Genomic DNA, 15,871 nt, shown 5'->3' on the forward strand with positions numbered 1-15,871 from the left:
GTCCTCATCCACCGTCGGACAAACCCCGTCCGACGAGCCGTCGTTCACCTCCGTTCACGACGACCTCGCGCAAATGGGCGCGACGCCGTGGGCGTCGCGCCCCCACGCGCCAAGTCGGAAACTCAATCCTACGAAAAACAGAAACGAAATCTCACAGAATGCTCCTACGCCGCGGGAGTTATCCCGGCCACGGCCCAACGCCCGAGCATGCACGTTGCGATACTCGGGTGTGGCTACGTCGGTCTCGAACTCGGCCGCCAACTGACCGAGGCGGGCCACCGCGCGGTGGGTGTCCGGCGCTCCGACGACGGTCTCGCCGCCATTGAGGACGCGGGGTTCGAGGCGGTCCGGGCCGATGTGACTGACGCGGACTCGCTGACCGCGGTGCCCGACGTGGACGCCGTGGTCTTCGCGGCGAGTTCGGGCGGACGCGACGCGGCGGCCGCACGCAAGATATACGTCGAGGGGTTACGCACCGCTATCGAAGAGTTCGGCGGGCGAGAGAACCCGCCCGAGCGATTGGTCTACACGTCCAGCACGGGCGTCTACGGCGACCATAGCGGTGACTGGGTGGACGAGGAGACGCCCCTCGACCCCCGGACCGACAAGACCGAGGTGCTGGCGGAGGCCGAGCGCGTGGCGCTCGAAGAAGCCCCCAAGCACGGCATTGACGGCACCGTCGCGCGCCTCGCGGGAATCTACGGTCCCGGCCGGACACGACTGGAGCGCTATCTTGAGGGACCGGTCACGGAGGGCTACCTGAACATGATTCACCGCGACGACGCCGCTGGCGCGGTCCGGTTCCTGCTGGACGAGGACCTCGCGCGCGGTGAGGTCGTGCTGGTCGCGGACGACGAACCGGTCTCGAAGTGGGAGTTCGCCGATTGGCTGGCCGAGGAGTGCGGGGAGCCGACCCCGCCCAAGCAGACTGCCGAGGAGCGACTGGCCAACGACGACCTCTCCGAGCGCGTCCGACGCCGGATTCTGACCAGCAAACGATGCGACAACGAGACGTTGCGGACGCTCGGCTATGAGTTCAGCTATCCGACCTATCGGGAGGGCTATCGGGACGCAATCGAGACCTACCGGAACTAACTCGGCCGAATCGCTCAACGTTCTACATTTCGGGAAAATTTCTTGTTCGTCGGGACCGTCCATGCGAGTCATGCAACTGCCAGCCCTTCCGCAACTGCGGGTTCGGGAGTTCATTCGGGCCGCCGAGGCGTGGGGCCTGAGTTCGCCCGAACTCGCGGGGGCCGTTGCCCTCGGCGCGATTGCGCTGGTGGCGTCGCTCTGGTTGGTCGTCCGCTGGATTCGGCGGCCGATGGGGACCCGTCTGAAGCGCGCGCTGGCCAAGCGCGAGGCGGTCGCCATCCTGATGCACCCGAATCCCGACCCCGACGCGATGGCTTGTGCCATCGGCGTCGCCCACTTGGCCAGCGAGGTCGGCACCGACGCGACCCTCCAGTTCGCTGGCCAGATTCGCCACCAGCAAAACCGGGCGTTCCGAACCGTCCTCGACCTCGAACTCGACCAAATCGACCACGTCAGCGAGGTCGCCTGCGAGGACGTGGTTCTGGTTGATCACAACACGCCCCGCGGGTTCGAGGGGGCCGAGGGACTCGAACCCTACGCGGTCGTGGACCACCACCCCGGCAACGGGACCGGCGAGCGCTTCACCGACCAGCGAACCGACTACGGGGCCTGCGCGACCATCGTCGCGGAGTATCTGGAGGACGTGGGCGCGACTCCGGTCGGTCCCGACGACGAGAGCGCGAACGACTTCGAGGTCCCTCCGGAGATCTCGACGGGCCTGCTCTACGGTATCCAGTCGGACACAAAACATCTCACGAACGGGTGTACCGAGGCGGAGTTCCACGCGGCGGCGTACCTCTACGGGGGCGTCGATGAGGACCTGCTCGACCGAATCGCCAACCCGCAAGTCAGCGCCGAAGTGCTGGAGGTCAAGTCCCGCGCTATCACGGGCCGCGACGTGCGCGGGTCGTTCGCGGTCAGCGACGTGGGGCGAGTGAACAACGTTGACGCTATCCCCCAAGCGGCCGACGAACTCCTCCAACTGGAGGGCGTGACCGCGGTGGTCATCTACGGACGGCGCGACGAGACGGTCCACCTCTCGGGCCGGTCGCGCGACGACCGGGTCCACATGGGGAAGGCCTTGGAGAGCGTCGCCGACGAGATTCCCGGCGCGAGCGCGGGCGGCCACGCCCGCATGGGCGGCGGACAGCTTCCCGTCGAGGGCGCGACGTTCGCCAGCGGCGGGGAGACGGCGATGTGGTCGCAGGCCGAACTCGCCGACGACGTGTTCTCGGCGCTCAACGGCGACGTGTGAACCGGGCTACCGTCCGAGGGTCCCGGCCGTACGCCGTGACTTTCGCGCGACTCTAATGACGGATGCGCTACTCCACGACGATTTTCCCCGTCATGCCCGCGGCCTCGTGCGGGATGCAGAAGTACTCGTGGGTCCCGGTCGTCTCGAAGGTGTGGACGAACGATTGGCCCGACTGGACGGCGCCGCTCCCGTTCTCCCAGCCCTCAGCGGCCGCTTCTTGGGAGTCGAAGTCACCCGACGCCCAGTAGTTCGCCCCCTCCGGAATCTTCTCTCCGTAGGCAGTGACCGAGTGGGGTTCACCGGCGGCGTGTTCGAAGGCCACCGTGTCGCCCTGCTGGACTGTCAGTTCCGCCGGGTCGAACGCGACGGCGTTCAGTTTCACCACATGGTCGGCGTCGTCCGGAACGCCCTCGACGACGTTCGGACCGCCGCTCAGTTGCTCGTCGCTCTCGCCGTCGCCGCCGGACTCGCCCTCGCCGACCGGTGCCTTCTCTGTCGCTCCCGCCACGGCGAACTCGGCCCGGACCGAGGCGCGCGCGAACGCTTCGAGCGCGTCGGACACGCCCGACTCGTCCGCCAGTGCCCCGATTAGCGCTTCGAGACTGCCCTCGAAGCGCTCGTAGGCGTCGCCGTCGGCCTCCTCCAGCGTCTCGTGGACGTTCGCTTCTTCGAACCCGGCGAAGGCGTCCTGCGCGACGCTCTCGGCCGCGCCGCTGAAGTCCCCGCCCGCGTTGGCGACGACGTCGTAGCTCGCGGCGACGGCCTCCTCGTTGAACGATTTGGCTTCTGCGTACGCTCGCCCGTTTTCGCCGCCCTTCGCCGCGCTTCCCGCGGCGTTCAGCGCGCTCTCGAACGACTCGTATCTCGATTCGTTGGCGCTTTCGAGCGCCTCGTGGAACCCGCCCGCGCCCGCCTCGAAGTGCTGGAACGCCGACTGGACGACCGTCTTCGCGCGGGCCGACTCTCCGAACGCCGAAAGTGCCGCGGCGTCGAAGACGCGGGCGCTCATCAGGCCGCTCTCGGCGGGACTCACCTGCGCCGCGGACCCGACCTGCGTCTCGAACTGGAACAGCGCGTCGGTCGCGCCCTCGAAGTGGGTCGCCACGCCCTCATCGTCTCCGTTCTCGAACGCCGGAATCAGCCCCTCCTTGAGGTGTTCGTGTTCGAAGGTCTCGTAGAGGTCCTCGCTCGCGCCTTCGAGCGTCTCGTGGAAGCCGAGTTGGTCCGCCTCGAATCGCTCAAAGAGACCGCTTGCGACGGTCGCCGCCGCCTCGCTCTCGCCGAGCGCGTGCAGTTCGCGGGCGTCGCCGAATCGCGCCCGGAAGAACGCTGCCTGCAGGACCGCAGCCTCGGTGTCGGTGGCGAGCGCCGAGATGCCCGCCCGGAGGTGCTTCTCCACCGAGTCGGCGGCCTTCGCGGCGGCCTCCGCGTCGCCGTTCCCGGCCGCGCTGGCGAGGTCCTCCAGTCCGCTCTCGAACCCCTCGTAGGCTTCGCCGTCCGCCTCTTCGAGCGCCTCGTGGGCCTTCGCGCCCTCGAAATGCGCGAACGTGTCCTCGGCAACCCGCTTCGCGCGCTCGGTCTTCCCGCGTGCGGTCAGCCACGCGGCGTCGTACGCTCTCGCTCGGTAGCCGTTGAGCGCGGCGGCGTGCGCGAAGTCTATCGACGGGCCGCCGAGCGAGGCCAGCGCCCCGGCGTCGTAACCGCGGGCCTGCACAGCTGCGAGGTGGCCCGCTCCGGCGGCGCGCTCGCTGTCGGCCAGGGCGTACGCGCCGGTCGCCGCGGCGTCGAGCGCCGCGCTCGCCTGCTCGCGGAGGTCTCCCGCCCGCTCGTCGCTGGCGGCGTTCTTCGCCGCTTCGAGCGCGGTCTCGAAGGCCTCGTAGCTCTCGGCGTCGGCGTCTTCGAGCGCGCCGTGAGCGTCGGACTGCTCGAAGTCCTCGGCGGCGTCATCGACCACTGTCGCGGCGGCGTCGAACTTCCCCGCGCCAGCGAGTGCGGCTGCCGTGGACGCCCGCGACCCGAGCGCCAGCAGGTCGAGCGCGCGGGCGTTCGCCTCGCCGACGCGCTCGGTCTGGGCCGCCCCGAGGTGCTTCGAGACGAGGTCGGCCTCGACGCGCATCTCCTCGATGTTCTCGCCGGTCGCTTGCTCTCGGAGTTGACCGAGCGCCTCCTCGAACTCCTCGTAGTGGTTCCCCTCGGTCGATTCGAGCGCTTCGTGCGCGCCCCACTCGCCGGACGCCTTCTCGAACTTCTCGAAGGCGTCGGCCGACCGCCGCGCCCCGGCGTCGAACTCACCCGCCGCGCCGAGCGCGAGCGCGTCGCGGGCCACCGACCGGTAGACGTTCCACTCGGCCGCGACCGCGAGGGCGGCAGAGTCCGGCGCGCTCGCCTCCCCGTCCTCGGAGGACGTCGGAGCCGCATTCTCCAATTGACCGCCACAACCAGCCAACGATACGCCTGCAAACAGTGCGCTCCCCGCTTTCAGCAGATCGCGTCGATTCGTCGCCATAGTGTTTTAGGGGCACCTAAAAACTAAAAGCGTTCTGATTTTGGCGAGACTAAAAATTACTCGGACTCGTTTCGGTTCGCGGGCGCGAAATCCTGCGGGCTTATCCCGATAGAACTGCTACGCTCGGACATGGCCACCGACGACGGCGCGTACCAGTACAAACAGGAACACGGCGACGACTTCGGACGGACCTACTTCCGGCGGTTCGACGGGTTAGCCATCTCCTCTATCGGTCTCGGTACGTACCTCGGCGACCCGACCGACGAGGTGGACGCGCGCTACCGCGACGCCATCGCCACCGCACTCGAACGCGGCGTCAACGTCGTGGACACCGCCAGCAACTATCGGTGCCAGCGGAGCGAGCGCGCGGTCGGTCGGGCCATCGAGGACGCCGACGTGGACCGCGATTCGGTGTTCGTCTCCACGAAAGGTGGCTTTCTGCCCTTCGACGGGTCCCGGCCCGAGGACCCTGGCGAGTACGTCAAACGGGAGTTCGTCGATTCCGGACTCGTGGAGCGCGAGGAGTTGGCCCGCGGGAGCCACTGCATCGCGCCCGAGTTCATCGACGACCAGTTAGACCAGTCGCTCGACAACCTCGGCGTCGAGGAAATCGACCTCTACTACGTCCACAACCCGGAGACGCAACTCCACGCTCGCTCGCGCGAGGAGGTCTACGACCAACTGGAAGCGACCTTCACGCGCCTCGAAGAGCGCGCCGCGGCGGGCGACATCTCGAAGTACGGCGTGGCGACGTGGAACGGTCTCCGGGTGCCCGAGGGAGACGACGAGTATCTCTCGCTGCCCGAAATCGTCTCGCGCGCCCGGAAGGCCGCGAAGGCCGCCGAGAACACGGCGACTCACCTCCGCGCAATTCAGTTGCCGTTCAACGTCTTCATGGCCGACGCGTTCACCGTCGAGTCCCACGAGGGACCGGAGGGTCCCCAGAGCGCGCTCTGGTTCGCTCACGAGGCGGGCCTGAACGTCTTCACCAGCGCCAGCATCGCGCAGGGCGATTTGGCCGCCGAGATTCCCGCCGACGTGGGCGAGCGCTTGGAGGGCGACACCACGGTCCAGCGCGCCATCAACTTCGCCCGGAGCGCGCCCGGCGTCACCTCCTCACTGGTCGGGATGAGTCGCCCGGCACACGTCGAGGAGAACGTCGAGGCGGGCCGGTTCGAACCCCTCGGGGCGGACGCCTTCGACGCCGTGTTCGAGTAATCGCGGCCGCGACAGCAGACCCACACTACCCGCCGGTCGTCCGCCAGCGCGGAGTCGCCCTCGTCTTCCACGCGCGGTCGCAGTCGGGACACCACCGAACGACGCCGCCGTCCTCGGTCTCGGAGTGCGCCGCCAGACGCTCCCGGCAGATGCGACACGAGAACCTGCCGCGGGGGTCCTTGGCGACTTCGCCGTCCCAGAGACCGCGACGGATTGATTTCATGGCCAGATATCTACGACCAGAAGAATGAAAAGAGTACGGGCCACTTCGCCGGATTCGGAAGGTTTGACTGTCCCCTCGGAATAGCCTCGTGTGTGTCACGTGGTCGGGTCTTCGCGTCGATGTGCTCGATGGTGTTTCTGGTCAACCTCGGACGGGTGGTGTTCGCGCCGCTGTTGGAACCGCTCTCGACGGCGTTCACGCTCACTGAGTCCACGGCAGGACTGATAGCCACGCTGGCGTGGTTGGGGAGCGCGACGCCGCGGATTCCGACCGGCTATCTGCTGACTCGCGTCGAGCGCCACAAGGTCGTCCTCGGAACCGGCGCGGTGCTGACCGGGTCGGCGGCGTTCATCGCCCTTGCGAACTCCGTGGTCATGCTCGGTCTCGGCGCGTTCCTGATGGGCGTGGCCAGCGGCGCGTACTTCATCGCCGCGAACCCGCTCATCTCGGAACTCTACCCCGAGCGAGTCGGTCGGACGCTCGGGATTCACGGCACCGCAAGTCAACTCGCCGCGGTCGCCGCGCCGCTGTTCGTCGGCGCGGTCCTGACGGCCGGTCTCTGGCAGGACCTCTTCGGAACCGTGCCGTTCGCCCCGTGGCGGGGCGTCTTCGTCATCGTCGCGGTCGTCGCGGCGACCGCGACCGGAGTATTCTACCGGACCGCCAAGCGGACCGAGATGCCCGACGCCGGGTCCGAGGACCGTGCGCTCCTCGCCGCGGCCCGCAGGCAGTGGCCCATCATCGTGAGCGGCGTCGCCATCCTCGGGATGGCCGGGTTCGCGTGGAACGGTCTGTTTAACTTCTACATCAAGTACGTCACGGCGACGAAGGGAATCGACCCCGGAACCGCCAACACGCTCCTGACGGTCGTGTTCGCGGCGGGCGTCCCGGCGTTCTGGCTCACGGGGCGACTCGCCGACCGACTGCCCCACGTTCCGCTGATGCTGTCGATTCTCGGCGGGTTCATCGCCTGCCTGTTCGCGCTGACCGCGGTACAGGGACTCCTCGCGCTCGCGGTCGTCACGGCGATTCTGGGCTACGTCATCCACAGTCTCTTCCCCGCGCTCGACACCTATCTGCTCGACTCGCTCCCCGACGAGAACCGCGCGAGCGCCTACTCGCTGTACAGCGGCGCGATGATGATCGTCCAAGCCACCGGGAGCGTCGCCGTCGGGACGCTCGTGGACGCCGGGTTCGCCTACGACACGGTGTTTCGGACGTTCGGCGGCGTGTTGGTCGGCGTGCTGGCCGTGCTGGTGGTCCTCTGGGCGGCCGACAAGTTGCCGAAGGGCAAGGAGGACCCCTCGGTGGCTGGCTAAGTGTCGTTAGGGGAATCGGGAAGTCGAGAAACGATACGGTTGGCGTCGTCGTCCCACGGTGTCGTCTCCTCGCAGAGGCGCGCGACGTACTCCTCGGTGGCGTACTCCAACTCGAACGCGAGTTGGCGCATTGCATCGACCTGCTCGGGGGTCACGTCGTGACTCCAATAGACGGTATCTGCTACGGGTTCGATAGTTGACGCCGTGTCGTCGAGGAGACAATCCAATGAGTGGGCCACCGTCCGACGAGCAACTTGTTCCCAGTCGTCGGTGTTAGTCACGGGTCGGACCTCCTCGGGATGTTTGGTTAGCAATCAATACCCTCGAACGTTGGGAAGGTAGCGCGTACATGATGATGTGGAAGCAGACTGCCCTGAGTGGTAGCGCCGAGTTTCATCATCGGACCGAGACTGCTCCCATCGTTGGGTTATCCCCTGAGTCAAATATAGTTTACTCATAGTCTGTAAAATACCTACAAAGACAGTATAGTTTACTATACGCCGCAAATATACGACTTTCAGCTAAATCGAGGGGCATGCGTCTCTCCGCCGAGTGGATGTCTATCGCCGACGACCGGATTCTGGAGTTCGTGAACGAACACGGTCCGGCGACCCCGACCAAGATGTACGAAGACGACCGAGTGCGGTTCTCACGACAGCACATCAATACGCGCTGTCAACGATTAACGGAGTACGGCTTACTCGTGAATTTGGGGAACGGGGTCTATTCGATCACCGAAGACGGGAAGCGGTATCTGAACGGCGACTTGGACGCCGCGGAGATAGAAGAGTAAGACGCGAAATCGACAGTCGTTGAACTGGGCGAACAGTGTCGTAGATGACCCTCGCGCGACGTTCGAAGCCGACGAGGCGCGTGGGAAGATTCATTCATATACGAACCTAAAGCATCCGTATATGTCCGATGCCGCCACCGGGACTGGCAACGACGGGCCGGAGATGGTCCAAATCAACCTCCGGTTGAGCAAAGCGTTCCTCGAAGACATCGACACGACGTGGGAGGAACAGGGCTTCAGCTCTCGTAGTGAGTTCCTTCGCTACGCGGCCCGTGACGCGGTGAAGCACCCGAACTTCTCGCGTGAAGGATGGAAGAAAATTGCGGCGAGCGAACACGAACTGCGGTCGGGTAGCGCGGAGTTGGTCTCACGAGAGGAAGTCGCCGAGATGATGGGCCGGGACGAGGATGACGAGTGACGAAGACTGGACGCGGAGACTGACCGAAAATCGAGACGCCGAGAAGCCACCCGCCCGTCGCCGCTTTCGCTCCCTTTTCAATCCCTCCTTCCTAAGCCCCACGCGATGGAGTACGGACAGGAGCGAGTCGCCACGCTACACGACCTGACGGGCCACGTTCCGGATGCGCCGACCGACCGCGCCGCGGTGGTCGTGCCGATGACCGAGCGCGAGTACGCCGGACTCGCCGCTGAGCGCGTCCTCTCGGAGTTGGAAACGGTCGCGCCCGGCGAGGTGGTCGTCGCCCTGCGCGCGCCCCCCGAGAAGGTCGCGCCGTTCTTGGACTGGTTGGAGGGGTTCGACCTGCCGCTGTCGGTGGTCTGGTGCAACGGACCGGGCGTAACCGACCTGCTGGGCGAGTGCGGCCTGAACGGCGAGGCCGGGAAGGGCCGGGACGTGTGGCTTGCGCTCGGGGTCGCCGCCGCGCGCCGCGAGTACGTCGCGGTCCACGACGCCGACGCCGAGACCTACGAGGGCGGCGACGTGGCGCGTCTCCTCTATCCGCTCGCGTCCGGCTACGAGTTCTCGAAGGGGTACTACGCGCGCGTCGAGAACGGGAAGCTCTACGGGCGGCTCTGTCGGTTGTTCTACGCACCGCTCGTGCGCGCGCTCGCCGACGCCCAGCCGGACGCGGCGGTGTTGAAGTATCTCGATTCGTTCCGGTACGCGCTTGCTGGCGAGTTCGGGGCGACGGCGGACCTCGTGAACTCGCTCCGGGTCGAGCGCCACTGGGGGTTAGAGGTCGGCACGCTCGGCGAGGCGTTCGCCCACGCCGGGTTCGAGGCCAGCGCGCAGGTAGACCTCGGGCGTTACGAACACGACCATCGCGCCGTCTCGGGACCGACGGGTCTCTCGGACATGAGCCGTCACGTCGGGGCGGCGCTCCTGCGTGCGGTCGAATCGCACGGCGTGACTCCCGACTACGAGACCCTGCCGGACCGCTACCGGGCGGTCGCCGAACAGTTCGTCGAGCAGTACGCCGCCGACGCGGGGTTCAACGGACTCGACTACGACCGGAGCGAGGAGCGCGAGCAGGTGGACATCTACGCCGAAGCCATCGCTCCGCCAGAGGGCGACCGGCGGCTTCCGGCGTGGCGCGAGGTCGAACTGGCTCCCCGCGAGGTGCTGGACGCCTCCCGGCGCGACGTGGCGGACCTCCGTGACTGAGGGCGAACTCGGGCACCTTTTGAGGCGGGTATTTTCTCAGACCACGCGAGAGCGAATCTCCGCGAACCACGCGAGAGCGCATTTTCACGGACCACGGAACGCGCCGCGCTTGCGCTCGGCGAGAAGCGGGGAGGTTCGGGGCGCGGTGCCGTGCTGTTGCGGTGGGGTGCTGTGCTGTTGCGGTGGGGTGCTGTGCTGTTGCGGTGGGGTGCTGTGCTGTTGCGGTGGGGTGCTGTGCGGTCGCAGTCGGTGGCGGTGCGGTTGCAGTCTGAGTGGCGTCGGCAGTAGCTCGCTTCTCGGGTTTTCGACGGCGTTCGCGGTTGTCGGGCAAATCCTCGACTCCAACCGGCGTGACGACGTACTCCGACCGGGCCAACAACACACCCAACTGACGCGACGATTTCGAATCCGTGAGGTGAGAGACCGACGAGTACACAAGTCCCGACTGACTACCCTCGGGCAATGAGCCAACTCGACGTTGAGCCGGTCGAACACATCGACGAGAGCGACGTGCCGAAGGGCGTTGACGCCCCCGAGTATGTCCTCTACGGGGGGAAAGGCGGCGTCGGCAAGACCACGATGGCGGCGGCGACGGGACTGGCGAGCGCCCGCGACGGCACGCCGACGCTGGTCGTCTCGACCGACCCCGCACACTCGCTGTCGGACACCTTCGAGACCGATATCCCGGCCGACCCCGAGCGCATCCGGGAGGACGTGCCCCTCTACGCCGCGGAGATAGACCCCGAGGCCGCGATGGAGGCGGGCGAGACGATGCTCGGCGGGACCGCGGGCGGCGAGGCGGGCGACGCCGCGACCGACGACGGTTCGGGGGCGGCGGGCGGCGCAGGACCGATGGGCGGCGACGGCGGTCCGCTCGGCGGACTACTCGGCGGCGACAACCCGATGGACGCGATGCTCGGCGGGCCGATGCCCGGCGCGGACGAGGCCGCCGCGATGCAGAAGTTGTTGGAGTTCATGGACGACGAGCGGTTCGAGCGCGTGGTCGTGGACACCGCGCCGACCGGCCACACCCTCCGACTGCTCGAACTCCCGGAGATAATGGACACGATGGTCGGGCGAATCATGAAGCTCAAGCAGAAGTTTCAGGGGATGATGGAGGGGATGAAGGGGATGTTCGGCGGCGAGGATGCCGACCCCGAGCAGGGGTTAGACGACCTCGACGAACTCAGCGAGCGCATCGAGCGCCTGCGGGCGACGCTTCAGGACCCGAGTCAGACCGACTTCCGGGTCGTGATGGTGCCCGAGGAGATGAGCGTTTTCGAGTCCAAGCGCCTGCTCGGCCAACTCTCGGAGTTCGGCGTCCCCGTCGGCACCGTCGTCGTCAACAAGGTGATGGAGGACCTGACCGACGTGGCGGGAAGCGCGGCCGGAACTGACACCGATACGTTCGTTTCGCCGAACCTCGACAGCTGTGAGTTCTGTCAGCGGCGCTGGTCGGTCCAGCAGGACGCCCTCGCGGAGGCCCAAGAGGTCTTCCGCGGCCACGACGTGAAGCGCGTCCCACTGTTGGCCGACGAGGTTCGGGGCGAGACGATGCTCGCGCTCGTGGCCAGTTGCTTGGAGTGAGGTCGGTGACGCCGCGGGGTCCCCGACGGCTTCGACCGCCCTAGTCATTTTGAAAGTTTTTGTATGTAGAGACGAAACCTCGATGCGAGATGAGAATTGTTCGCGTAACTGCATTTTTGCTTACAATATCTGTATTAATATCCGCGCCGAGTGCATTTTTGACACCTAGCGCGGCGACGGCAACCGCGGCGAACGACACGCTGACCGCCTCGATTTCCTTCTCGCCGGACGACCCCGCGCCCGACGACACCATCACGTTCGACGGGTCGGACTCGACTGCCCCCGGCACCATCGAGGAGTACGAGTGGGACCTCGACGGCGACGAGTACGTCGAGGAGGACGGCGCCACGGTCACGACAGCGTTCGACAGCGCCGGAACGTACACGGTGACGCTCTGGGTCACCGACGACGAGGGCGAAACCGACGAGACGACCGTCACGGTTTCGGTGGAGAACGACGCGCCGAAGGCGGCGTTCAGTTACTCGCCGAACGACCCCGCCCCGGACGACACCATCACGTTCGATGCCGGGGAATCGAGCGACCCCGACGGTCGCATCACCGACTACGAGTGGGACCTCGACGGTGACGACTACGTCGAAGAATCCGGGTCCACCGTCACCACGTCGTTCGAGACCGGCGGAACCTACACGGTGACGCTCTGGGTCACCGACAACGGCGACCGCACGGTCAGGAAGACCAAAACCGTCGAGGTCGGGAACTCCGCGCCGAAGGCGTCGTTCGACTACTCGCCGGGCGAACCCGCGCCTGACGACACCATTACGCTCGACGCGGGCGACTCCACCGACGCCGACGGTCGCATCACCGACTACGAGTGGGACCTCGACAACGACGAGTACGTCGAAGAATCCGGGTCCACCGTCACCACGTCGTTCGAGACCGGCGGAACCTACACGGTGACGCTCTGGGTCACCGACAACGGCGAACGGACGACGAGACAGACCAAAACCATCGAGGTGGACAACGCCGCGCCAAACACCACGTTCAGCTACTCGCCGTCGAACCCCTCGCCGGACGATACCATCGAGTTCGACGCGGGAAGTTCGGCCGACCCCGACGGGAAGATAACCGACTACGAGTGGGACCTCGACAACGACGAGTACGTCGAAGAGCACGGGTCCACGGTCACTACGTCGTTCGAGACGGCCGGAACGTACCCGGTGACGCTCTGGGTCACGGACAACGGCGACCGCACGGTCAAGACGGTCAAGCGGATTCGAGTCAACAACAGCGCCCCGGACGTGTCGGCCGACTACTCGCCGTCGAACCCCTCGCCGGGCGACACCGTCACGTTCGACGCCGGGGGTTCGACTGACCCCGACGGGAAGATAACCGACTACGAGTGGGACCTCGACGACGACGAGTACGTCGAGGAGTCCGGGTCGCAGGCCTCCTACACGTTCGAGGAGGAGGGCGTCCACTCGGTGACGCTGTGGGTCACGGACAACGGCGACCGCACGGTGAAAAAGACGCTCCGGGTTCCGGTCGGCGACGTGACCACGACGCCCGCCGCGAGCGAGACGAGTTCCGGTGTCGCCTCCGAGTCCGGAACCTCGTTTGCGAACGGTGAGTGGTTCCAAGTCGCCCGCCTCTACACGCCCGAGAAGGTTGTCGAACCGGGTGACCCCGGCCGACTCGCGGGCGCGTTCACGGCGGACGTGACCAACCAGAAGCCGATAAAGGTCCAGATTACGCTCCAAGTTCCGAGCGGTCTCCGGGTTCAGGGCGGGAGCGACGTGCAGAGTAGCGGCGGCGGACTCCCGACCGCGACGTTCGTCGTGGACCCCGGCGAGACCAAGGACATCTCGGCGGAAGTGAGCGGGTCCGACCCCGGCACGTACACGCTCCGGGCCGCCATCACGTACTTCCCGGTCGAGAACACCAGCGCCGCGCGCGAACACGACGACCTGACGATGAACTTCGAGGTGCGAGACGAGTCCGCGGAGGCCCCAATCGAGGACGAGTCGAACACCGGCACGGACGGCGAGGGTACGTCAAGCGGCGACACGCCGGGATTCTCCGTCGGCGCGACCGTACTCGCCCTACTCGCGGCCGCGATGGTCGCGCGCCGAGCGGAGTAGCCGTCAGTCGCCGAACGGATTTTTCGTCACGAGCGAGAGCGCGAGGCGGTAGAACTTGTCGCGCAACTTCGCGGGCACGAACCGACCGAGCATCGCCACCTTCGCCACCTGTCCGACCGGGTAGCGCGCGGCGGGGTCGGTCAGGTTCGCGGCGTCGAGAATCGTCTCGGCGACTTCGCGGGGGTGGACCGAACCGGGACCGCCGCCGCCGACGGCCTCGGTGTCGTCCAGAATCGAGTAGAGCGCGTCGTAGGCGTCCGAGCGCTCGATGCCGTCGATTTCCGACGACGCGCGCTCGGTGAACGCGGTATCGACCGGGCCGGGTTCGACCAGCACCGCGTCGATGCCGTACTCAGCGACCTCGGGGCGGAGCGCGTCGGTGATGCCCTCCACGGCGAACTTCGACCCGTTGTAGATGCCCATGCCGGGCGTGGCGAGTCGCCCCGCGACGCTGGAGACGTTGACGATGGTGCCGGTCTGGCGCTGGCGCATGTGGGGCAGGACCTCGCGCGTGAGCCGGTGGACGCCGAAAACGTTCACCGCGAACTGGTCTTCGACGCTCTCGACGGGTACGTCCTCGACCGGGCCGAGTTGGGCGTACCCCGCGTTGTTCACGAGGCAGTCGATGCGACCCTCCTCGTCTATCATGCGTTCGACCACGCGCTCTACGTCGTCTTCGTCGGTCACGTCGAGCGAGGCGATGTTCGCCCCGGCCTCGCCGAGCGCTTCCACGTCGGCGGGATTCCGGGCGGTCGCGTACACGTCCCACCCATCTTCGAGAAAGGCGTGGGCCGTCTCGCGCCCGATACCCGACGAGCAACCAGTGATGAGAACGGTTTCGGTCACAGTTGCCCTGTCGCGGTACGGACAGTTAAATTTCGTCGGTTCGAGGCGTGGTGAGGTCGGTTCGAGGCGTGGTAAAATCGGCACGCGGTCGAAGTCGAAATCGCAAGTCAGCGAGCGGTGACGAGTGTCGAAAAATCCGTTCGGTGCGGAGTGGAATCGCCGCGGGACGCTCAGTCGCCGACTTCGGCCTTCACCTCGTCGGCGTAGCTATCGGCGAGTCGGGTCGGTTCCGGGAGTTTGTACCCCGCGCAGAGCCGACCCACGAGGTCGGTCGCGGTGTCGGCGCTCACGCGGTGGCCCGGACTCACGTAGAGCGGGTTCACGTAGCGTTTCTGCGGATTGTCGTACTGCCGGGACTGGTAGACGTGGCCGATGACGGTCCCCTCCGGCGCGGTCACGCTGTCGTCGGCGACGATGGCGACGCGCGCGCCCTCCGGCAGATGGTCGTCCAGCGACTCGGCGGGTCGCCCGCAGAGCAGGTTCTTGGCCACGCCGATTGCGGGCAGGTCGAGCATGACGCCGACGTGGGTGGCGATGCCCGCCTGCCGAAAGTGGATGCGCCCGCTCCCGTCCACGACCGCGAGGTCCGGGTCTACCGACAGCGCCTCGAACGCCGAGAGGACGGCCCCGCCCTCGCGGAACGAGAGCAGGCCGGGGATGTACGGAATCTCGGTCGGTTCGACCGCGTGGACGCGCTCGACGACTTCGCCGCCTTTCGAGGCGACGATGGCGCTGACCGCCTGCTCGCCGTCGGCGGTGAACGCTTGGTCCACGCCCGCGACGACCGGAGGTTCGCCGTCGGGGTCCGGACGGGACTGCTCGAACGTCGTCTGGGTCGCGTCGCCCGCCGTCGCGGACACGGCGGTCGGGTCGAAGTCGAACGCGTCTTCGAAGACGGCGACCGCGGCGAGGTCGTTCTGGAGTCGCTCCATCTCCGCGCGGGAGAGACCGGCGTCGGGCGCGAACTCAGGATGTACTGGGTTCATGGAAATCGAGGGGATGAGGTCGCGCTGAGGGGATTGTGTCCGTACCGACTTGGAGGTGGCGGGACGCGCGTGGTTATCTATCTCAACAGCTTAAATGAAGCACAATAGAAGATTATAAATAATGCTAGTGCATGTGTATTACATGCATGATTCGAGTGATCTTCGGTAGCAATTATCCGTGCTGTGAGCTGCCTTACCCCGGCAACTGAACGGACGGATGTAACCGGCGGCACTCCCGTCGGTCGTCGCGGCGCATCGAGCGGCATCACCAACCCACTTTTCCGAGCGGTCGGTCTCGACGTTAGCCGAGACCGGGTGCT

At 66.6% G+C, this 15,871-nt stretch carries 14 protein-coding genes; 9 read left to right on the forward strand and 5 right to left on the reverse strand.

The window, feature by feature from the left end:
- The first annotated feature begins 207 nt into the window (after nt 1-207).
- Together EP007_RS12600 and EP007_RS12605 are read left to right on the forward strand one after the other, a co-directional pair.
- A complete protein-coding gene (locus EP007_RS12600; RefSeq protein WP_128477988.1) occupies nt 208-1,095 on the forward strand; it encodes an SDR family oxidoreductase in 888 nt (295 codons plus the stop codon).
- 70 nt (nt 1,096-1,165) lie between these two features.
- Nucleotides 1,166-2,350, forward strand: a complete 1,185-nt coding sequence (locus tag EP007_RS12605) for a DHH family phosphoesterase (protein WP_128477989.1) — start codon at nt 1,166-1,168, stop codon at nt 2,348-2,350.
- A gap of 67 nt (nt 2,351-2,417) precedes the next feature.
- Here EP007_RS12605 and EP007_RS12610 read toward each other — a convergent pair whose 3' ends face one another.
- Nucleotides 2,418-4,856, reverse strand: a complete 2,439-nt coding sequence (locus tag EP007_RS12610) for a DUF5059 domain-containing protein (RefSeq protein WP_128477990.1) — start codon at nt 4,854-4,856, stop codon at nt 2,418-2,420.
- Between the two features lie 129 nt (nt 4,857-4,985).
- Between EP007_RS12610 and EP007_RS12615 the strand changes: the two genes are divergently transcribed.
- Nucleotides 4,986-6,074: an aldo/keto reductase gene (locus EP007_RS12615; protein WP_128477991.1), complete on the forward strand. Its 1,089-nt coding sequence runs from the start codon at nt 4,986-4,988 to the stop codon at nt 6,072-6,074.
- Nucleotides 6,075-6,099: 25 nt separating this feature from the next.
- On the opposite strand, the gene EP007_RS12620 is transcribed toward EP007_RS12615, so the two are convergent.
- Entirely contained in the window at nt 6,100-6,297 is a 198-nt protein-coding gene (locus EP007_RS12620) for an HVO_0758 family zinc finger protein (RefSeq protein ID WP_128477992.1), read from the reverse strand.
- Nucleotides 6,298-6,425: 128 nt separating this feature from the next.
- On the opposite strand from EP007_RS12620, the gene EP007_RS12625 reads away from it, so the two are divergent.
- Nucleotides 6,426-7,616: an MFS transporter gene (locus EP007_RS12625; RefSeq protein ID WP_128478594.1), complete on the forward strand. Its 1,191-nt coding sequence runs from the start codon at nt 6,426-6,428 to the stop codon at nt 7,614-7,616.
- On the opposite strand, the gene EP007_RS12630 is transcribed toward EP007_RS12625, so the two are convergent.
- Nucleotides 7,613-7,897 carry a hypothetical protein gene (locus EP007_RS12630; protein ID WP_128477993.1) on the reverse strand — a complete coding sequence of 95 codons (285 nt, stop codon included), beginning with the start codon at nt 7,895-7,897 and terminating at the stop codon, nt 7,613-7,615. The two genes, EP007_RS12625 and EP007_RS12630, sit on opposite strands and share 4 nt — an antisense overlap.
- 254 nt (nt 7,898-8,151) lie before the next feature.
- Here EP007_RS12630 and EP007_RS12635 point away from each other — a divergent pair, with 254 nt between their 5' ends.
- The 5 genes from EP007_RS12635 (at nt 8,152) to EP007_RS12655 (ending at nt 13,719) form a co-directional block, all read left to right on the forward strand.
- On the forward strand, nt 8,152-8,409 hold the full coding sequence (locus tag EP007_RS12635; protein WP_128477994.1) for a MarR family transcriptional regulator: 258 nt from the start codon (nt 8,152-8,154) through the stop codon (nt 8,407-8,409).
- Nucleotides 8,410-8,530: 121 nt separating this feature from the next.
- Nucleotides 8,531-8,827 carry a ribbon-helix-helix domain-containing protein gene (locus EP007_RS12640; RefSeq protein ID WP_128477995.1) on the forward strand — a complete coding sequence of 99 codons (297 nt, stop codon included), beginning with the start codon at nt 8,531-8,533 and terminating at the stop codon, nt 8,825-8,827.
- 105 nt (nt 8,828-8,932) lie between these two features.
- On the forward strand, nt 8,933-10,033 hold the full coding sequence (locus tag EP007_RS12645) for a glycosyltransferase family protein (protein WP_128477996.1): 1,101 nt from the start codon (nt 8,933-8,935) through the stop codon (nt 10,031-10,033).
- 462 nt (nt 10,034-10,495) lie between these two features.
- The gene (locus EP007_RS12650) at nt 10,496-11,620 is read left to right on the forward strand and encodes an ArsA family ATPase (RefSeq protein ID WP_128477997.1); all 1,125 of its coding nucleotides are present in this window, start codon (nt 10,496-10,498) and stop codon (nt 11,618-11,620) included.
- Nucleotides 11,621-11,778: 158 nt separating this feature from the next.
- A complete protein-coding gene (locus EP007_RS12655) occupies nt 11,779-13,719 on the forward strand; it encodes a PKD domain-containing protein (RefSeq protein ID WP_166035574.1) in 1,941 nt (646 codons plus the stop codon).
- Between the two features lie 3 nt (nt 13,720-13,722).
- Here EP007_RS12655 and EP007_RS12660 read toward each other — a convergent pair whose 3' ends face one another.
- Both EP007_RS12660 and EP007_RS12665 read right to left on the reverse strand, forming a co-directional pair.
- On the reverse strand, nt 13,723-14,565 hold the full coding sequence (locus tag EP007_RS12660) for an SDR family oxidoreductase (protein WP_128477999.1): 843 nt from the start codon (nt 14,563-14,565) through the stop codon (nt 13,723-13,725).
- 170 nt (nt 14,566-14,735) lie between these two features.
- Nucleotides 14,736-15,551 (reverse strand): endonuclease V, encoded by an 816-nt coding sequence (locus EP007_RS12665; RefSeq protein ID WP_128478000.1) that lies wholly within the window; start codon nt 15,549-15,551, stop codon nt 14,736-14,738.
- Nucleotides 15,552-15,871 lie beyond the last annotated feature (320 nt).

Origin of the sequence: Halorussus pelagicus (genome assembly GCF_004087835.1) — an archaeon.
GTDB classification, from domain to species: domain Archaea; phylum Halobacteriota; class Halobacteria; order Halobacteriales; family Haladaptataceae; genus Halorussus; species Halorussus pelagicus.